Source organism: Corallococcus sp. AB032C (genome assembly GCF_003668935.1).
GTDB classification, from domain to species: Bacteria; Myxococcota; Myxococcia; order Myxococcales; family Myxococcaceae; genus Corallococcus; species Corallococcus exiguus.
Genome location: NZ_RAWP01000014.1, coordinates 61,653 through 79,029, shown reverse-complemented (window position 1 = coordinate 79,029; position 17,377 = coordinate 61,653). Strand labels below are relative to the sequence as shown.

General features: G+C 69.1%; 15 protein-coding genes. 13 read left to right on the top strand and 2 right to left on the bottom strand.

Annotated elements, in window-relative coordinates; translation table 11 throughout:
* The first annotated feature begins 68 nt into the window (after positions 1-68).
* Both D7X99_RS08795 and D7X99_RS08790 read left to right on the top strand, forming a co-directional pair.
* Positions 69-1,316, top strand: coding sequence for a TerB family tellurite resistance protein (locus D7X99_RS08795; RefSeq protein ID WP_121777378.1), 1,248 nt, complete (start codon positions 69-71; stop codon positions 1,314-1,316).
* Positions 1,317-1,474: 158 nt separating this feature from the next.
* On the top strand, positions 1,475-4,372 hold the full coding sequence (locus D7X99_RS08790; protein ID WP_121777377.1) for an HAD-IC family P-type ATPase: 2,898 nt from the start codon (positions 1,475-1,477) through the stop codon (positions 4,370-4,372).
* A 130-nt stretch (positions 4,373-4,502) separates the two neighbouring features.
* On the opposite strand, the gene D7X99_RS08785 is transcribed toward D7X99_RS08790, so the two are convergent.
* Complete coding sequence (locus D7X99_RS08785) at positions 4,503-5,321, bottom strand: SDR family NAD(P)-dependent oxidoreductase (protein WP_121777376.1); 819 nt, start codon at positions 5,319-5,321, stop codon at positions 4,503-4,505.
* A 71-nt stretch (positions 5,322-5,392) separates the two neighbouring features.
* Between D7X99_RS08785 and D7X99_RS08780 the strand changes: the two genes are divergently transcribed.
* Positions 5,393-5,620 carry a DUF2378 family protein gene (locus tag D7X99_RS08780; protein WP_233613212.1) on the top strand — a complete coding sequence of 76 codons (228 nt, stop codon included), beginning with the start codon at positions 5,393-5,395 and terminating at the stop codon, positions 5,618-5,620.
* On the opposite strand, the gene D7X99_RS08775 is transcribed toward D7X99_RS08780, so the two are convergent.
* The gene (locus tag D7X99_RS08775; protein WP_147476090.1) at positions 5,614-7,164 is read right to left on the bottom strand and encodes a hypothetical protein; all 1,551 of its coding nucleotides are present in this window, start codon (positions 7,162-7,164) and stop codon (positions 5,614-5,616) included. The genes D7X99_RS08780 and D7X99_RS08775 overlap by 7 nt on opposite strands.
* Positions 7,165-7,538: 374 nt before the next feature.
* Here D7X99_RS08775 and D7X99_RS08765 point away from each other — a divergent pair, with 374 nt between their 5' ends.
* From D7X99_RS08765 to D7X99_RS08710, 10 genes are all read left to right on the top strand, one after another.
* On the top strand, positions 7,539-8,027 hold the full coding sequence (locus D7X99_RS08765; RefSeq protein WP_121777373.1) for a hypothetical protein: 489 nt from the start codon (positions 7,539-7,541) through the stop codon (positions 8,025-8,027).
* Positions 8,028-8,171 carry a DUF2378 family protein gene (locus D7X99_RS44240; protein ID WP_283244479.1) on the top strand — a complete coding sequence of 48 codons (144 nt, stop codon included), beginning with the start codon at positions 8,028-8,030 and terminating at the stop codon, positions 8,169-8,171.
* A gap of 42 nt (positions 8,172-8,213) precedes the next feature.
* The gene (locus D7X99_RS08755) at positions 8,214-8,720 is read left to right on the top strand and encodes an SgcJ/EcaC family oxidoreductase (protein WP_121777372.1); all 507 of its coding nucleotides are present in this window, start codon (positions 8,214-8,216) and stop codon (positions 8,718-8,720) included.
* A gap of 246 nt (positions 8,721-8,966) precedes the next feature.
* On the top strand, positions 8,967-9,992 hold the full coding sequence (locus tag D7X99_RS42255) for a hypothetical protein (RefSeq protein ID WP_147476089.1): 1,026 nt from the start codon (positions 8,967-8,969) through the stop codon (positions 9,990-9,992).
* A gap of 787 nt (positions 9,993-10,779) precedes the next feature.
* A complete protein-coding gene (locus D7X99_RS08735; RefSeq protein WP_121777369.1) occupies positions 10,780-11,751 on the top strand; it encodes an ATP-binding cassette domain-containing protein in 972 nt (323 codons plus the stop codon).
* Positions 11,748-12,557, top strand: a complete 810-nt coding sequence (locus tag D7X99_RS08730; RefSeq protein ID WP_121777368.1) for an ABC transporter permease — start codon at positions 11,748-11,750, stop codon at positions 12,555-12,557. Before D7X99_RS08735 ends, D7X99_RS08730 begins: the two co-directional genes overlap by 4 nt.
* The gene (locus D7X99_RS08725; RefSeq protein WP_121777367.1) at positions 12,544-13,794 is read left to right on the top strand and encodes an aminotransferase class I/II-fold pyridoxal phosphate-dependent enzyme; all 1,251 of its coding nucleotides are present in this window, start codon (positions 12,544-12,546) and stop codon (positions 13,792-13,794) included. Before D7X99_RS08730 ends, D7X99_RS08725 begins: the two co-directional genes overlap by 14 nt.
* Positions 13,791-14,702, top strand: coding sequence for a nucleotidyltransferase domain-containing protein (locus D7X99_RS08720; RefSeq protein WP_120593662.1), 912 nt, complete (start codon positions 13,791-13,793; stop codon positions 14,700-14,702). The genes D7X99_RS08725 and D7X99_RS08720 overlap by 4 nt, the downstream gene beginning before the upstream one ends.
* On the top strand, positions 14,699-16,387 hold the full coding sequence (locus D7X99_RS08715; RefSeq protein WP_121777366.1) for an alpha-amylase family glycosyl hydrolase: 1,689 nt from the start codon (positions 14,699-14,701) through the stop codon (positions 16,385-16,387). Before D7X99_RS08720 ends, D7X99_RS08715 begins: the two co-directional genes overlap by 4 nt.
* On the top strand, positions 16,384-17,373 hold the full coding sequence (locus tag D7X99_RS08710; protein ID WP_121777365.1) for a nucleoside-diphosphate kinase: 990 nt from the start codon (positions 16,384-16,386) through the stop codon (positions 17,371-17,373). The genes D7X99_RS08715 and D7X99_RS08710 overlap by 4 nt, the downstream gene beginning before the upstream one ends.
* Positions 17,374-17,377 lie beyond the last annotated feature (4 nt).

The window sequence follows — 17,377 nt, the reverse complement described above, 5'->3', positions numbered from 1 at the left end:
TCCTGCAAGGCAATGACACACAGGAATGCCTGACCGGCCCCCTTGGCGAGGGTCCGCGAGGAGGAACCATGACGGCGACGATGGAACTGGCTCCACGAGAGCGAGGGGAAGGCGCGGCGCTCCTCCAACGCTCCTTGCAGTTGGCAGGGGCGCTGACGCACGAGCTCTCCCCCAGGGACCTGCGCACGGGGCGCTGGTTCACCAAGCTGCTGTCCATCTACCTGCGGCACTACGACGCGCACGTGCTGCAAAGGGCCCCCGCCGCGAAGGGGACGGGCGCGGCCGTCACCGAGGCCATCATCCGGCGGGCCTGCGGGGCCGCCTTCCTCTCCGGCGCGGGCAGCGGCTCGCTGACCTCCGGCATCACCGCGGTCTCGGCGGACGCGGGCGCCCCCGGACTGATGGTGGCCATCCCCGCCTCGGGCCTGGTCATCACGACGGAGATGCTCGTGAACGCCCTCATCAACCTGGGGATGGCGTGCGACCTGGCCAGCGCCTTCCGCGTGCGCTTCGACCCGGAGGACCCCTCCGACTTCTCGCGCCTCTACGCCATCACCCGCGGCCAGGGGGAACATGCGGAGGACAAGGACGAGGACTCGCTCGGACTGGGGCGCGTGGAGCACCTGGCGCAGGCGAGGGCGACCGACCTGGGCGAGGACCTGGGGGCGAAGCTGCTGGGCGAGAGCGTGTCGCGCAACCTCGTGCCGTTCCTGAACGTGGTGACGTCCTCCGTGGCCAACTGGCGGCGCACCCGGCACCTGGGCAACTCGGTGCTGAGCTACGTGCGACTGCGCCGCGCGCTGGAGGACTCCGAAGCCGCCATCCGCCGCGTGGCCCCGGAGGGGGTGAGCCTGCTGCTGGAGAGCGCGTGGTTCCTCTTCGTCTCCGACGGCCGTCTCCGGCAGGAGGAGTCCGCCGTGCTCACCCACCAGCTCTCCCGGCTCTCTCCGGCACGGCGCCAGGAGACCGTGGGCCACTTCGTGGAGGATGTCTCCGCGTGGCTCAAGCGCCTGCGCTCGGCGCCGGCCAGGGCACGCGAGGTCCTCATGTGGTCCCTCCACCAGCTCTCCGCCGCGGACCTCACCGTGTCCGCGGCCGAGCGCGACCTGCTGCACAAGGCCGCGGAGGCCCTGCACACCTCCATGGACGGCGGGCACCTGGACACGCTGGTGCACCGCTACCGCGAGGAGGGCGTGGCACACGCGTTCGCCGCCCCGGCGCGAGCCGCGCGACCGGCACGCCAGCCGGCCGGCCGGAAGGGGGCGCCCGCCCCGCGGGCGGCAGGAGCGCGGGAGGAGCCGACGCGCATCCACTGAGGCCCCCCCTTTCAGGCCCTGGAGGTGGAGCGGGGTGTTGACGGGTGGAACGGCCGGCGCGCGGATGTCACACCTTCATCTTCCGACAGCGCGCCGAGCCTCCTTGTCCGGACGCACCACCCTCCCCATTCCTTGATGCCAGTCGGGGGGGTGGGCGAATGGTGGTGTTCCTGATGGATGGACAGTCGGCACCCGCGAGGGTGGTCCGCCACGCGACCGCGGCGCGGCGGTTGCGCCTGGAGGTCCCCGGCCTGCGGTGGAACCACTCCCTCGGGAAGCGGCTGGAGCGCACCTTCGCCACCTGGCCCGGCATCGAGGAGGCAAGCGCGGAGCCCCGCACCGGCCGCCTGCTGGTGCGCTACGCGCAGGGGGCCCCGCTGCTGGCCCAGCTGCGCCAGCAACCCGACGAGCCGGTCCCCTGGCCCGTCCCGCATCAGGCCCGCCCGGTGCAAGGCACGCGGAGCGCTCCCCAGGAGTCGTGGCACGCGATGACGGTGGAGGCGGTGCTGGTCCGGCTGGACGCCACGGACCAGGGGCTCACGTCGGAGGAAGCGGCGCGGCGGCTCAAGCACTACGGCCCCAACCTGGCGGTGGTGGAGAAGCCGCGCTCGCGCCTGGCCATGCTGGGCTCGCAGCTGGCCTCCGTGCCCACGCTGCTGCTGATGGGCTCGGCGGGGGCCTCGGCGCTGGCCGGTGACGCGGTGGAGGCGACCGCCATCCTCACGGTGGTGGGGCTCAACGCGGGCATCGGCTACCGCATCGAGCGCCGAAACCAGGAGATGCTCGCCTCGTGGCAGAAGCTGGAGGCGGGCGCGGCCCAGGTGCTGCGCGGCGGCGTGCTCCTCACGGTGCCGGTGGCGGAGCTCGTGCCCGGGGACGTGGTGCTGCTGCGCGCGGGGGACGTGCTGCCCGCGGACGCGCGCGTGCTGGACGCGCACCGGCTCTCCGCGGACGAGGCGCCCCTCACCGGAGAAAGCGAGCCGCAGGCCAAGCGGGCCGCGCCCGTGGATGCGCGGGCGCCGCTGGCGGAGCGGACGTCCCTGTTGTTCGCGGGCACGACGGTGGCGTCGGGACATGGGCGCGCCCTGGTGGTCGCCACCGGCGCGGACACGGAGCAGGCGCGCGTGCGGGAGCTGGTGGCCCAGGAGTCCGCGCCGCCCACGCCGCTGACGCGCAAGCTGGGCCAGCTGGACCGGCGCGTGGCGGTGGCCTCCGTGGGCGCGGCGGGGCTGTCCGCCCTGCTGGGGCTGGCGCATGGCCGCTCCGGGCCCCAGGTGCTGCGCGGCGCGGTGGCGCTGGGCGTGGCGGCGCTGCCGGAGGGCCTGCCCCTGGTGGCGACCGCGGCGCTGGTGCGCGCCATGCAGCGGCTTCACGCGCGCGGCCTGGTGGTGCGGCGCGTCTCCTCCGCCGAAGCGCTCGGAGGCGTCACCGTCATCTGCACGGACAAGACGGGCACCCTCACCCGCAACGAGATGCGGCTGGACGTGCTGGACGTCGGGGACGGCCCCCTGGACTTGTCCTCGCTGCGCCTGAGGCCGGACGCCGTGCTGGAGGACCCACCCACGCTGGCGCTGGCGCTGGCGCTGCTCAACAGCGACGTGGACGTCCACCGCAACGGCAAGGAGATGGCGGTGTCCGGCAGCTCCACGGAGAAGGCGCTGGTGGCCGCCGCGCACGCCGCGGGGCTGGACGGGGCCACGCTGCGCCGCGACTTCCCTCGCTGCCACCTCCTCGAGCGCTCCGAGGGCATCCACTACGTGGTGAGCGTCCACCGTGTGCCCGGCGACGGCATGGTGGCCTTCGTCAAGGGGGCCCCCGAGCAGGTGCTCACCCTGTGCGAGCGGGACCTGAAGGGGCCGCTGGACGCGCGCACGCGGGAGCGGCTGGCGCGGCGCAACGACGCGCTGGCGGAGGACGGGCTGCGGGTGCTGGGGCTGGCCTGGCGGAGGCTCCCCGGAGACGGGGAACACGCGCCCACGGGCGGCTACACCTTCATCGGCTTCGTGGGCTTGAGGGACCCGCTTCGCGACGGCGCGGCGGAGTCGGTGCGGCAGGCGCGCCGCGCGGGCATCCGCACGGTGATTCTGACGGGAGACCAGCCCCGCACGGCCGATGCCATCGCCCGGCAGGTGGGGCTGGAGGGCGACACGCTCACCCCGGTGGCGCTGGCGGAGATGCTCGAGCTGACGGGTGACGAGCTTCGCCGGAGGCTCGACCGCACGGCGGTGCTGGCGCGCGTGACGCCGGAGAACAAACGGGAGCTGGTGAAGGCGCTGCGCGCGCACGGAGAAATCGTCGCCATGGCGGGTGACGGCATCAACGACGCCCCGGCGCTCCAGGCGGCGGACGTGGGCGTGGCGGTGGGCGTGCGCTCCAGCGACATGGCGCGCGCGGTGGCCGACGTGGTGATGTCCAGCGAGGACCTGCGCAGCATCATGTCCGCGGTGGGCGAGGGCCGCATCGTCCAGGACAACCTGCGCCGCGCGCTGCGCTTCCTCTTCGCCACCAACCTCTCGGAGATGGCGCTGGTGCTGGGCGCGGGCCTGCTCGGCCTTGCGGATCCGCTCACGCCGCTGCAGCTGCTGTGGATCAACCTCCTCACGGACACGCTGCCGGGAATCGCCCTGGCGATGGAGCCCGGAGACCCGGCCATCCTCGACCGGCCGCCCGCGCCGCCAGGCATGCCGCTGCTGACGCGCCCGGCGGTGCGGCGCGTGGTGCGGGACGGAGCGCTGATGGCGGGCGTTGGAGGGCTGGGGCTGGCGCTGGGCGGGCCGCCGCTGGCTTTCGGGACGCTCACCGCGGTGCAGCTGGGCTACTCGGCCGTGTGCCGGGCGCCGAGGGAGACGCGGCGCAACCTCCCCGCGGACGGCGAGTGGCGCCTCCCCGTCTTCATCGGGGGGGCCACGGCCGTGCACATCGCGGCGCTCACCCTCCCCCCGCTACGGCGGGTGCTGGGCCTTCCCGCGCCCACGGCGCTGACGTTCGGCGGGCTGGCCGTGGGCCTCGTCCTGCCGGCCCTGATGGGCGCGATGCCCACGTGGAGCGGCCGGTGACTGACTCCACCTTCCCTGTCCTCTCGGGACGCCGGAACCGGGACATCCATGCCGTCCAGCCGCACCGCCCTCGCCTCCGACTCCGGGCACCTGACAGGCAGGCACCCGGGGACCCCAAGCGGCGGGCGGCTCAGCCTTCCACGGGACGGGTGAGGCCCAGGGTGTCCGCGTAGCTGTGCAGCCCGCGAATGTGATTGCCACCATCGACGGCGAGCGTGTCGCCGGTCATCCATGACGCGAGGTCGCTGCAGAGGAACGACACCACCTTCGCCACGTCCTCCGGCTCGCCACACGGCTTTCCGAGCGGCGTGTGGGAGAGGAACTCCCGCCCCATGGCTCCCTTCATGAGGCCGGCACCCTCGGCCAGGGGGGTGCGGATGGCACCCGGGGCCACGACATTCACACGAATGCCGTAGCGCCCCAGCTCCGAAGCCGCGACCTTCGAGAAGTTCGCGAGCCCCGCCTTGGAGGCGCAGTAGTGGGCGAGCCCGTCCGTCACGGCCGTCTGGTTCAACGAGGAGATGTTGACGATGGAGCCCGGCTGCTTCGCGGCGACGAGCGACTTCGCGAGTGCCTGGGTGAACAGGAAGGGCCCCTTGAGGTTGATGGCCAGGATCTGGTCGAACTCCTCCTCCGGCAATTCGAGGAGCGGGCGGAGGGTGGCCGACCCCGCGTTGTTCACCAGGATCCCCGGGAGGCCGAACTCACGCGTGGCCACCTCGATGGCCCGCGCCACATCCTCCGCGCGAACCACGTCGCCCGCGAAGGGCACGGCCCGAGCGTGCCCCTCCATCACCCGGTTGAGCTCGCTGGCGGCCGCCTCCACCTTCTCCGGGGTCCGCCCGAAGAGCAGGACGTTGGCTCCGTCCCGCATGAGGCGCGCGGCGATTCCCAGTCCGATGCCCTGGCCCGCTCCCGTCACGATGGCACTGCTCGATATCAGCTTCATGGTGGCTCCTGTGTGCTTCGCGGACGGGTGTGAATCTACTTCACCCCGCGTGCGAATCGAACGGCGCGGTCATGGGCGTCATCAAAGGCCTGGAGCACACGCTGCTGGGCAAGGCGCTCGTGTCCCTGTGGCCCATCTTCGGGCCCGACATCAAGGTGAGCGAGTGCAACGGCAACCCCGGTTACCACCTGGGCATCATCGAAGCGGGGCTGACCCGGGCCGGCGCGAAGAACCTCCGCGTGGAGCCGTTCGACTTCAACGGCCACGCCTGCTCCTACCGCGTGCGCTGGGATCAGTGAGTCTTTAGCGCCGGCTCCCACCGGACAGGACCGGATTGGGCCGACGAGCCCGGTTCCTTCACCGCGGTGGGACTCGGGCGCAGAACCCGACCTCGGATATCGAGCGCCAGAGCCCCGTCCGAGGCATCCCCCAGTACCTTGCCCGTTCGCAGGTTGATCCGTTTCCCCATGACGAGCACCGTGTCGCCCGCCCAGAGCAGCCCGGAGTCCGTCGACTCGCTCAAGACGTTCGGTGGAAACCCTGTCCCCACGTTCCAGAGCCACAGCCGCCCTCCCCGCCGGCCGACAGGCTCAGCGGGTTCGACGCTCTCCTGCAGTAGGGCATGCGCCCCCAGGGAAGCCACCACCCACCCAAAGGGCACCACTCGAACGGTGCGCCGCTCCAGGTCGATGACGGTGTCCACTGCGTTGGAAGGCTCACGCTCGGAAGGAACCAACAACGACAGCAGCCTTCCGTCCCTTCCGGGAAAGCGGATGTATCTGTCCGAAAACGGGAGAAACATCCGCCAACCCACGGGTTCATGGACCCTGGCGCCGTGCAATTCCAGCAGGCCGAGGTCCGGCTGTGCCTCGCAGGCCACCAAGACCTGCTCATGCGCCGCGTCGGCGTACACCAGGGTTCCATTGCAGCTCGATGGGACCCAGACCTCATGCCGCCCATCCGCATGTTCGAGAAAGATGGATCGGTCTGGAGCACGCCGCAGCATTCCTTCCCCCATGGGTTGCAGGATGTCGTCGCCCTGGAGAAGAGCGCCTCCCCCCAGCCGGCGGTAGCGGCGCACGGGGGTATCGCCCTCCCAGCCGAAGTGCGAGCTGGAGATGACCGGCCCCCGGCATGTGGCGGGTGCGAGCGTGGTGTCCTCTCGGGGCCAGCTCTCCTTTCCATCCGAGTTCGTGTCCTCCACCACGTCGAACATCGCCCACTGGCCGGAGGGATCCAGCAGGGCCTGTCCGAGCAGGCCACGACCAGCATCGAGCACGCGCTCGGTCCCCTGGAGCAGGTCTCGCACGACGGAGACAGGGCGCCCGCCCTCGGGACGCAGGTAGAGAAGCCGCAGGCCATCCCGGGAGAAGCTGGCGCGGATGGGTGGATGAGGGCTCGTCGTGTCGGGCGTGACATCCGAGGCCAGCACCTTCTCCTCGCGGGTCTCCACGTCGAGGAGCCAGAGCGTGGTGTCACGCACCAGGACGAGAAAGCGCCCCGTGGGAGCCACGGCGAGCACCTCGTCGATGCGGATGCCCTCTCCGGGCTCCAGGAAGAGGTAGGGGCGAAGCGCGTCACCCACGATGTTGCCGTGGAAGCCAAGGACGGTCTCGATGCGCCCATCACCGTTGGTGTCCTCTCGGGCCTGGCAGGCGAGGAGCCACCGCCCGTCCGGTGCGGAGTCCACGAGCAGGAACGGATGCGCGGTGCCGTAGTCCTCGGCAGGGGTGGATGGAGCCACTGCCGCCGCAGGAGGCGTGAAGAAGGTCGGACGTGACACAGGGCCTTGGGAGGCGCACGCGGACAGCATCACGGCGAACAGCAAGGGACGAAGGCGCATCAGCCCTCCGTCGCATGCTTCGTCAGAGTCAAAATCCACGGCGCCCGGCATGGTGGCAACCTCCTATATTCTCTACCTTTTGTTCGCATGCACTTTGACACCGGACGCCTTCGCAAGGTTCTGCGGGATTACGACCTCGCCCCTGAGACGCGCGGGCCCGAGTATGGCGGCCCGCCGATGATGTTCCTCGGCCAGGTCAACCTCGCCGAGGTCGCATCCTTCGGGTTGTCCCTCCTAAGGGAGGGCATCCTCTCGTTCTTCTACGACATTTGGACTTGAGTAGCGGCAGGAGCGTGGTCCAGTTCGACTGGGCGAATCCGCACGTGGCATGCATCGTAGCGGTCAACGGCTGGACAGGATCGTTGGGAGCGACCATGAGCATCCAGAAACAGAGTATCGGCGAACTCCTCGCCGGGTATGCGCAAGCGCTCGCGGAGCTTCGACGCCGCGGGGTCGTGCGCACCAACAATGCTCCCACGGGGGACTACGCAGAGTGGCTCGTTGCTCGCGCCCTCGGGGGAACGCTCGCTCAGGACAATTCGGCCAGGTCGTACGACCTCACGCTCCCTACAGGAGAGCGCCTCCAGGTGAAGGCTCGGGTCGTGTCCGAGCCACCGAAGAGCGGACAGTTGCAGACCTCCGCCTTCAGGTCCTGGGACTTCGAGCTGGCCGCCCTGATCCTGCTGCGGGATACCGACTACGGCGTGGTCCGCGGCGCGCTCGTCCCGGCCGAGGTCGTCCGAGAGCAGAGCCGGTTCGCGGCCCACACGAACGCCCACTCTGTCCACATGAACTCACGACTGATGGACCATGCCCGAGCGGTGGACATCACCGCCCAGCTGCACGCAGCGGCAGGCGGATGACTGACGCACCTCTTCCTCGTCGACTTCACCCCGCGCGAGTGCATCGAAGCGGGGCTGACCCGGGCCGGCGCGAAGAACATCCGCGTGGAGCCGTTCGACTTCAACGGCCACGCCTGCTCCTACCGCGTGCGCTGGGATTCGTGAGCGCGGTCCTTCCAGCACCGTCCCTCATGGCAGACTGCGGCCATGACCCGCTCTTCTTCTTTCGCACTCGTCGCTGCGCTGAGTCTGGTGTTGGTGTCCACGGCGTGCACGGCCCCTGACCACGCCCAGGACGAGCAGAACGTCCGCCAGTTGGTGAAGGCACAGACCGAGGCCTGGAACGCCCACGACGCGACGGCATGGACGCGGGACTTCACGGACGACGCTGACTTCATCAACATCGCCGGCACGGTGTTCCAGGGCCGCGCGGAAATCGAGACGCGCCACGCCGCCATCTTCGCGAGCATCTTCAAGACCAGTCACGCGGAGGTCACCGTGCGCAAGATCTTCTTCCCCAGCGAGGACATCGCCGTGGTGGACACGATTCACGAGGTCACCGGCCACACGGGCCTCCCTCCCGGCGTACAGAACACCGAGGAGGGGTTGCTGCGCACGCAGATGCGGTATGTGCTGAAGCGCACCCAGGAGCAGTGGCGCATCGTCTCGGGCCAGAACACCGACGTAAAGCCGGTTCCCAAGCCTGTGCCCTAGAAGGCTGATGACAACCGGAAAAGAGAAACACGATTGTACATGAAGGGGACTTCGTCAGTGACGAAGTGGGGCTGATCCAAGCAGGCGCGACAAACGTCCGAGTGGAGCCCTTCGACCTAAACAGCCACGCCTGCTCCTATCGCATGCGCTGGGACTCGTGAGCGAGGGTCGCCGCGACGCGCGCGAACGCTTCCCAGGCATCGCCCATACCAGCGCATCGTGAAGGTTCCGAAGAAAGAGGGACTCATGGTTGATTCACCCGAAAGGCGCCGCGACATCAAGCCGTCCTCGCCACAGTCCAAAACGAGTGAGCATCGGCCGCCTGCGAGCAGCGCACGGAGCCTTGCGCCGACCGAACGAAGCCACGACAACCAGGTCTGGCGGATACACATTCGTCCCTATGGTGGATTGGCCAACCATCAGCGCGCATATGACCTCTGCCTCCGCGATGGAGTGATTGGGGTGGGCTGGCAGGTTGATTTCCCTGAAGCAGCCGCGCACAACCTTGAAACCTATCTGCCCTTGGCGGCTACCACCCACGGAGAGCATTGGGCTAGCGGGCGTAAAGCGATCAGCAAGCTTGCCAGCATGACGGTTGGCAACTTTGTCTGGATGCGAAGCCCCAAAGGCATCTATCACCTCTGCAAGATCAGGGGTGGATGGGAATACCGTGACTCCCAAGAGAATCGCGAAGCGGATATCGCGAATGTCAGGCCCGTCGAAATCCGCGAAGTAGGAACTGAAGACCGAGTGCCAGGGAGTATTGTTGCGTGCTTTCGCCCTCCAATGACAGTGCAGTCGGTCACCGCCTCGACAGCCATCCTCTACACCCAATTGCTTTGGTGTGAGCTGGGAAACGAGCCCATTCCAGCCATCCCGGCAGGAATGGACATCTTTGACCTTCTCTCATCCGAGGACGTCGAGGACGTCATATTCGTGTTTCTTCAGACACAAGGATGGATCGTGCGGCCTTCCCGACGCCGTCGGGAAACGATCGCCTATGAGTTCACGATGGCGCATCCAGACGGACGAGAGGCCGTCGTGCAGGTAAAGACCGGCCAAACGAAGGTAGACCTCTCCGCGATGCCCGACACCGTTGATGTGGCCTTCGCGTTCCAACCACGAGGACTGGTGACTGGCACGAATGTAAAAGCATGCATCGTGCAACCGGAGAGAATCATGACTTTCATGAAGACATCGAGGCGGCTTCTCCCGGGCACCGTTCAAACCTGGCTGGATGCCGTGTCCCTGCTCGAGAGCAGACATAAGTAAAATCAAGAGCATGATTCGAAGCAGAAAGCTGGAACAAGGGATCCCACTCGAACTTGCTGGAGGACTTGGCAGTCACCTGCGCGCCCTCCCATGCGTCTCGGAGCATCACCGCGGAGCGTTGCCCTCGCAGCGCTTCGCCGTGAAGGGGCCTTCCAGGAGAACCTGCTGCGAGGCGAAGCACAGCGTGCCGGTGAGCCGGTCACCTGGGTCACGGTGAGCTTCCCCCAGTGCGGCAGGGGATAGCTGTCGTAGGGTTCCGCGCTGGCGTTGAACTCGGGAAGCCCGCTGAACATCCAGTTGGGACTCCTGTACTCCGTGGCGCGGAGTTCCTTCTCTCCCTCCTCCGCCGCCTCCACGCTCATGATGCCCGCGGCGAAGCGCTGCGCGTTCGTCGTGATGCGCTCGTCGCACGGGACGTCACGGTCGTACATCGAGAACTGCAACACGGAGCTGCCGCCAAGCTCTTCCTCCCAGATGAGCGCGCCGCGCAGGGGGAAGGTTTTTTCACCATAGCGGATCACCTGCAGCTCGTCGGGCTTTGACGGCTTCGCGACCGCCTGGGTCGCGGTGCCTCCCGCAACCGGTGACGCCGCCTTCGCTTCCGGCGCGGGAGCAGGCTCCGGCGTCTTGCTGCATGCCGCACTGGTGATCACCGCGGAGGCGAGCAGGACGCATGAGATGGGAAAGGCTTTCAACAAAGACTCCGTGACGAGTATGGCCGCGTCATTTTCGACGCGAAGTGCTGACGCTGGATGTCAGACCGCCTTTGTAGAAGGTCATCCCGACGATGACCGACAAAATCACTTTTCCTGAAGAAGCAGCATTTCAGGATCCAATCAAAACACCTGGGCGTCTTCGTCAGTCCATGGGGTCCGCGCACGGAACCGCCCTGCTCTCCGCGGAGCGGCTCTCCTTCGCCTTCCCCCAGGGGACGCCCGTACTCCGCGATGTTTCACTCCACTTGAAGGGGGGAACATCCGTGGGACTGCTCGGCGCCAATGGCGCGGGCAAGACGACGCTGCTCGGAGCGCTCACCGGCACCGTGCGGGGAACAACTGGCGGCTCGGTGCGGCTCGACGTGGGTGGGCTGCACGCCCGCCGCGCCATCGGGTTCGCGACGCAGGCCATCGCGCTCTATCCCGTGCTCACGGTGGAGGAGAACGTCGGGCACCTGGCCCGGCTGCTGCTGGGACGCGGCGAGGCGAAGGCCGCCATCGAGCGGACCCTGGAGGAGTTCGCGCTGGGTCCCATTGCCCGCATGCGCGTGCATCACCTGTCGGGTGGGCAGCGGCGGCTCGTGCACCTGGCGGCGAGCTTCGTCCATGCGCCGCCCATCCGGTTGCTGGATGAGCCCACCGTCGCGCTCGACTTCGAAGCCCGCCAGCTGGTGGTGCGCCGCGTGCGTGCGTGGCGTGAGGAGGGCGCCGCGGTGCTCGTCACGGCGCACTACCCCGAGGACATCGAGGAGCTGTCCACGGAGCTGGTACTGCTGCGGGATGGGAAGACTCGCGACCTGGGCGAACTGGGAACCGTGCTGTCGAACCAGGCTCGCACGCTGTCGCTGCGTGGCGCGCGTCCCGACGCTTCGTGGGAGCTCACGCTCGCCACCAGCAGCCTGGAGGAGGTCCGCTCGAAGCTGGGCGAGGTCCCCTCCGATGTCCACCTGTCCGAGCTGCGCCTGTCCGGCAACCGGCTCCGCGACATCCTGCTGAGGGACCCGTCCCTGAGCGCCTTCGCCCGGGAGGCGGAAGGGCCATGAATCACGACATCGTTTCCAGTACCCCATCCGCTCCCAGCGGCGTGGCTGGCTTTGTCAACGTGGTGCGTTGCTACGCGCTGACGGAGTGGCGGGTGCTCGCGCGAGAGCGCACGGCCATGGTGTTCATCTTCATCCTGCCCGCGGTGCTCTCCGCCATCCTGGGCCCGGGCGTATCCGGGCTCGATACAGCTCCGGGCGCCATGGGCCGGGCCACCATCGGCTTCGCGGTGATGTTCAGCTACATGGTGGTGACCTACTCCGGTCACGCGTTCTACCGGGACTTCTGGTACCACACCGACGGCAGGCAGGCGTTGATCCGCCCCTCCCGGCTCGCGTTCGCCATGGGCAAGGTGCTGCCCGCTTGCGCGATGTCGTTCGTGCAGCTGCTGCTCTTCACCGGCTTCGCGGCGGCGTTCCTCGGCCTGCCGCTGAACGGCAACGTCCTCCAGGTGGCCCTCACCGGCGCGGCGCTGGTGACCAGCGGTGCGGCACTGGGCTTCCTCCTCTTCGCCATCACGCGCAGCACCGCCACGCTCTCCAACCTCTCCTACCTGGTGCTGGTGACGTTCAGCGCGGTGGGTGGCGCCATCGTCGCCACCGAAGCGCTGCCGGGTTGGTCTCGCACGCTCGGCTACGCCACGCCTCACTACTGGGCCCTGCGTGCGCTCAACGAAGCCACCTTCGGCGCGGGCCGCTGGAGCGTCGTGCTCCAGAGCACCGCCGTCATCCTCACCTTCACCGCTGTCTGCGCGACCGCCGCGAGCCTGGCGTTCGACTTCCGGGATCAAAAACATGACACGACCTGAACAAGACACCGCGGGCCGCCCTCGGGCTCCCGTCATCCAGCGGCTGCTCGGGGACCCGCGCGTGGCGCAGGCCCGTCTGGGCAAGCGCATTGGCCGCCTCCCCTACTTCACGCGCGTGGAGTCGGCCACCGGCCCCATCACCCGCATGGAGGGCCGGGACATCCTCAACTTCGGCTCCAACAACTACCTGGGGCTCGCGAACGACTCTCGAGTCATCGCCGCCGCGCAGGAGGCTTCCGCCCGCTGGGGCGCGGGTGTGACGGGCTCACGTCTGCTCAACGGCAACCTGGCGCTCCACGAGGAGCTGGAGGAAGCCCTGCGGCGCTTCTATGGCCGCACCGGCGCCATGGTGTTCTCCACCGGTTACGGCGCCAACCTGGGCCTGATGAGCTCGCTGCTGGGCCGCAATGACCGCGCCTGGGTGGACGAGGAGATGCACGCCTCCGTCCTGGACGGCGTGTGGCTGGCGCGCGCGAACATGAAACGCTTCGGCCACAACGACCCGGAGCACCTGCTGGCCCAGGCGAAGGACGACACCGCCTCCGGCCTCTGTGTCGTGGAGGGCGTCTACTCCATGCGCGGAGACCGGGCCCCGCTGCGCCGGTTCCTGGAGGTGTGCCGCGAGACGCGGCTGGCGCTCGTCGTGGACGAGGCGCACGGACTGGGCACGGTGGGCGCGCGCGGGCTGGGCACCGTGGAGGAGGACGGCGTCGTCCAGGACGCGGACTTCATCACCATCACCTTCTCCAAGAGCCTGGGCTCCTGCGGCGGCGCCATCATCGGGGACAAGGACCCGATTGAAGCGCTGCGCGTCCTCACGCGCCCCTTCCTCTTCACCGCCGCCAACACGCCGGCCTCCGTGGCCGCGGCCCTGGCCGCCCTGCGCATCCTCCAGGAGGACCCGGGGCTGGTGGCCCAATTGAAGGAACGGGTGCGCACGCTGCGCGAGGCACTGGTGGAGCGCGGGCTGCGCCCCATTCCGTCCGACGGTCCCATCGTCAGCGTGGAGGTGGGCGCGGACTTCGACACGCTCCAGGCATGGAGGCTGCTGTGGAACCGGGGCATCTACGCCAACCCGGTCATCCATCCAGCCGTTCCGGCGGGCCACGGCCTGCTGCGCCTGAGCGTGATGCGGACGCATGAGGAGCAGATGGTGCGCACCGTCGCGGACGCGTGCGCGGACGTTTTCTCGGACTTGCAGCTGTCCCATCAGGGACGGGGGAAGGTGGCATCATGAAGCGCACGCATCAGCTCTCCAGTGGTCAACCGCTCACCACGCAGACGCTTCGCGCGCACGGCGTGGACGTCGAACGCATCCTGTCGGAGCTGGTCAGCGACCCCGCCTCGTGCGGCGTGTTGCTGACGGGCTCGCTCGCGGCTGGCAATGGCACGCCCAGCTCGGACGTGGACCTGATGGTGCTGGTGCCGCACCGCACGTCGCTCATCTCCACGAAGGAGGGCGTGCGCTTCAAGAACAGCCGCTTCAGTGAAGCGCTCCAGTACTGCGACGGCATCGAGGTCAACATCGAGCTGGCGGAGCGCAGCCGCGTCGCGGAGATCATGACGTGGATGACGGCCATCGCGCCGGCGCTCTACAAGCCGTCCGAGCTGAAGTTCATCCCCATCATCGACGGCCCGGAGCTGCGCTTCCTGCACCGGCTGCGCGTGGGATTGCCGCTGATGAACCCGAGCCTGGTGGCGAGCTGGCGGGATGAGTTCCTGGTGGAGCTGCTGCCCACCTACCTCACCGTGCGGCACTTCATGGAGGTCCACGAGTACCTGGAGGACGCCATCAGCCACCGCGCCATCAGCGAGGAGTCCAGCCGGCACGTGGCGCGCATCGCGGTGGAGGAGGCGCTCGTCTCCATCCTCGCGGCCCTCGGGATAACAAGCGCGGCGCGCAAGTGGCTGCTCATCGAGTCGCGCAAGGCGATGGCCACCGCGGGTGAGGTGGACCGGGGCCTGCTCGAGGAAGGGCTCTTGCTGCACGCGGACTGCGCGACGGGCCCGTTGGGCGGATGCCTCACGCGCATCGAAGCGCTCCATCAGCGCATGGCCCAACGCATGTCGGCGGAGCCGGAGCTGGCGCGCGCGGTGGAGTTCCTCCAGGGCAGCATCGACTACGTCCTCGAGCACCAGGGATGAGCACCTCCGGATACACGGCCCACCCGGTCCTCGCCCCCGCGAGGGCGCGGCTGGGGGACGCGCTGGGACAACTCTACGGGGCGGAGCGCGCGGAGGCGCTCGTCCGGGAGCTGGCCCAGGCGGTGGAGGGCGTCCGCGCTCGCCCGCGGCCCGGGCGTGCGGCAGTGGACGCGCGGCCCGCGGTCATCGCCGTGTATCCGGACCACGTGCTCGACGGAGGCATGGCTCCCCTCGCGGCGCTGCGGCGCTTCCTCGAAGAAGAGGTGGGCGGCGTGGGGCCGGCGCTGCTGCATGTGCTCCCGCCCTATGTGTCGGACGGGGATGACGGCTTCGCGGTGGTGGACCACCGGGCCGTGCATCCGCGTCTGGGGGCGTGGGAGGACCTGGAGCGGCTGTCGGAGGTGAGCGGCGGGCTGATGCTCGACCTGGTGATGAACCACGTGTCCACGTCGCACCCGGCGTTCCGGGACGTGCTGCGCGGGGAGGGACGGCCCGGGGACTTCCACCTCTTCTCCGAGCCGCGGGACATCGAATGGGGCACGCGGGTGCGGACCTCCTCCATCCTCCAGCGCTTCGGCGCGGTCTGGGCGTGGTGCACGTATGGGCGCGCGCAGGTGGACCTGAACCACGGTTCGCCAGACGTCTTCCTGTCCATGGCGGGCACGCTGCTGCGGCTGGTGGAGGCGGGCGCGCGGGTCGTGCGTCTGGATGCCATTCCACACGTGTGGAAGCGCGTTCCTGGAGGGCCGCACCAGCCGGAGGCGAAGCTGCTGGTGCGCGCGCTGCGGGCCGTGGCCGACCTGGTGGACCCGTCGGTGCGCCTGCTCGCGGAGACGGACCACCGCACAGGCGAGCGTTGCTACCTGGGCGAGGAACTGGCGCAGCACGACAACCACCTCGCGGTGCCGCTGCTCGTCTTCGCGGCGGCGCTCGCGGGCGAAGGCGGTCCGCTGGTGGACTGGGTGAACGCGTCCGCGTCGGATGCACACGGCCGCGACGGCTACGCCTTCCTCCAGACGCATGACGGCGTGCATCTGCGTCCCATGGATCCGCCGCTGGATGCTCCCACCCTGCGGCGGGTGATGGAGCGGCTGGAGCGTGCCGGTGTCCGGGTGTCACACGCGGACGTGGGGGGCGAACCCCGGCCGTACGAACTCAACAGCACCCTGCACCGCATCTTCTCCACGGAGGCAGGGCTCGACGTCGAGCGATACCTGGCCGCGCATGCGCTGCTCTTCGCGCTCCCCGCCACTCCCTGCCTCTACTTCCCCACGCTGTTCGGGTTGCCGGACGCGGTGGGTGTCGAGCCCTCCAATCCTCGCGCCGCGAACCGGCACCGGTACTCGGATGGCGCCCTGCGTGCGTTGGTCCGACAGCCGGTGCACGCGCGCATCCTGAAGTCCCTGCTGGGCCTCATCCGCCTGCGCGACCGGACGCCCGCGATGAGGGAGGACAGCGGCTGCGTGGCGCGGCAGCCAGCGCCCCAGGTCGTGCATCTGGCGCGAGGCCATGGCCGTCAGCCCCTGCACGTGTTGGTGAACTTCGGCGTGGAGCCCGTGTCCGTCCCCGTGCCGTTGCGGAAGTGGACGGACCTGCTCGGCGGGCGTCAGGGCCAGGGGGACGTCCTGCTCGCGCCTTCAGAAGTGCTGTGGCTCGTGGAAGCCGGAAGTGGAGACCTCACATGAGAAACGTTGCCAGTGTGTCCGGCCTCGTGGAGTCCTTCGGCTCGCGTCCGGGGAGCGAGGAGTTCGTCTTCACGTTCTTCGACCCGTACGCCATCGGGCTCGGGCTCGTGGAGGAGGCGCTCGCGTTCCTGGAGCGCGAGGGCTTCCGCGTCGTGGACCGGCGCTTCGTCCAATACACGCAGAGCAGCATCGAGGCGGTGTACAGCCCCAACCGCCCCATCGCGCTCGACAAGACGTGGGCCGTGCCTGGCGAGGTGTATCTGCTGGAGTCCTCCTGCGCGCTCATCCTCCGCACCCCGAGCCGGTCGGCCTGCGCGGCGTTCAAGTCGCTCAAGGGGTCGGCGGATCCGAACAAGCGCTCACCGCACCACCTGCGCAGCCGGCTCCAGGCCCCGACGCGTGCGCTGAGCCTCATGCACTCCTCGGACGACACTCGCGCCATGATTGAAGAGGCCGCCACGGCCTTTGATCCCCGTGAACTGCGCATGCTCCTGGAGTCGGAAGGGCGCCCCACCCAGCGCGCGGGCTCCGCCATCCAGCAACTGCCAGGGGCCGTCGTGGGGTGGGCATGGCGGCCTTCGCCCCTGGAGTTCCTGGTCCACCTCCGCCTGCGCCTCGCGGAAGAAGTGGAGCTCGTCGCTCCCTTCCCCGAGGAGCTGGTCTCTCCGTGGCGCGAGGCAGCGAACGAGTTGGAGGGACTCCGCTCCGAACCCTCTGCGTCCCGCGAGGTGTACCTGCGGGTCGTGGCCCGCGAGGCGGCGCTGGTGAACGACGCGGTCCAGGCGGGGCTTTCGCACCCACGCCGGCCCGGGATGTTCGACTACCGCGTGGAGCCGGCGCTCGTCGCCACGGTGCTGGAGCTGCTCCACCACCCGGCGCTGTACCGCGAGACGGACCTCACGCGGATCATCGGTCCGCTGGGGGCGCTGGTCCGCAACGCCTACGAGCGCGTGCTCCTGCGCAGCGCGCTCCAGGAGTTCGAATGAACCC

Bases quoted from the DNA above. Each gene is read 5' to 3' on its own strand.
- D7X99_RS08735 (WP_121777369.1), top strand. From the start codon at position 10,780: ATGACCGACAAAATCACTTTTCCTGAAGAAGCAGCATTTCAGGATCCA.
- D7X99_RS08715 (WP_121777366.1), top strand. From the start codon at position 14,699: ATGAGCACCTCCGGATACACGGCCCACCCGGTCCTCGCCCCCGCGAGG.
- D7X99_RS08785 (WP_121777376.1), bottom strand. From the start codon at position 5,321: ATGAAGCTGATATCGAGCAGTGCCATCGTGACGGGAGCGGGCCAGGGC.
- D7X99_RS08720 (WP_120593662.1), top strand. From the start codon at position 13,791: ATGAAGCGCACGCATCAGCTCTCCAGTGGTCAACCGCTCACCACGCAG.
- D7X99_RS08780 (WP_233613212.1), top strand. From the start codon at position 5,393: ATGGGCGTCATCAAAGGCCTGGAGCACACGCTGCTGGGCAAGGCGCTC.
- D7X99_RS08775 (WP_147476090.1), bottom strand. From the start codon at position 7,164: ATGCGCCTTCGTCCCTTGCTGTTCGCCGTGATGCTGTCCGCGTGCGCC.
- D7X99_RS08765 (WP_121777373.1), top strand. From the start codon at position 7,539: ATGAGCATCCAGAAACAGAGTATCGGCGAACTCCTCGCCGGGTATGCG.
- D7X99_RS08795 (WP_121777378.1), top strand. From the start codon at position 69: ATGACGGCGACGATGGAACTGGCTCCACGAGAGCGAGGGGAAGGCGCG.
- D7X99_RS42255 (WP_147476089.1), top strand. From the start codon at position 8,967: ATGGTTGATTCACCCGAAAGGCGCCGCGACATCAAGCCGTCCTCGCCA.
- D7X99_RS08790 (WP_121777377.1), top strand. From the start codon at position 1,475: ATGGTGGTGTTCCTGATGGATGGACAGTCGGCACCCGCGAGGGTGGTC.
- D7X99_RS08755 (WP_121777372.1), top strand. From the start codon at position 8,214: ATGACCCGCTCTTCTTCTTTCGCACTCGTCGCTGCGCTGAGTCTGGTG.
- D7X99_RS08730 (WP_121777368.1), top strand. From the start codon at position 11,748: ATGAATCACGACATCGTTTCCAGTACCCCATCCGCTCCCAGCGGCGTG.
- D7X99_RS08710 (WP_121777365.1), top strand. From the start codon at position 16,384: ATGAGAAACGTTGCCAGTGTGTCCGGCCTCGTGGAGTCCTTCGGCTCG.
- D7X99_RS08725 (WP_121777367.1), top strand. From the start codon at position 12,544: ATGACACGACCTGAACAAGACACCGCGGGCCGCCCTCGGGCTCCCGTC.